The 586-nt window shown below is 69.6% G+C and carries 1 pseudogene; it reads right to left on the minus strand.

What is annotated here, in order from left to right:
- Window positions 1-586 (minus strand): annotated as a pseudogene (locus tag EOA27_RS42830) (PAS domain-containing sensor histidine kinase); the annotation flags it as partial.

Here is a 586-nt window from a genome sequence, read left to right on the forward strand (position 1 = left end):
GCGTTGAAATACCAATGGTCATGCTGGCCGGCGCCGGCGTCCGCGGCCTGTTGGCTGGGCTCGGCGGCATCCGCCTGATGATCGGTCCGGGCAGGCTGCTGGCTGGGCACGACCCGGCTTCCAGCGTCAGTCTGTGCATCGCCTTCAGAAGGCTCCGGGACCAGCTTGGCTTGTCCGCCGGCTGTCACGACCGGTGCGGGGCTGTTGTCCTGGACCGGCCGGGGTTCGGGCTCGGCGGCCAGGCTTTCACCCGACAGCGTGGCTGCAACGGTGCCTGGCGTCGCGCCTTGCTCACCATCGGGCCGATCGCCCTGGCCGGCGGTCGGCTGTTCCCCTTGGTCGCCGTCGAGCTGGTCTTCATCGATCACCACCAGCAGATGCCGTGTGTCGGTGAGCCGCGCGAAACCGGCCGGGTAGGAAGTGCCGCTGCCAGGCACAAGGCGCTTGACGACACGGTCGCCGCTGCTTGCCACATCCGCAACCAGCGCAGCCAGCGTCCGCGGCTCGATGCCGAGCGCCGCGAAGCCGTCCGAGGCTGCCTCGACGCCGCCTTGCGCGTCGACGAAGGCGATGAAATGCCCTGCCT

This window comes from Mesorhizobium sp. M2A.F.Ca.ET.037.01.1.1, assembly GCF_003998075.1.
In the GTDB taxonomy this organism is placed as follows: domain Bacteria; phylum Pseudomonadota; class Alphaproteobacteria; order Rhizobiales; family Rhizobiaceae; genus Mesorhizobium.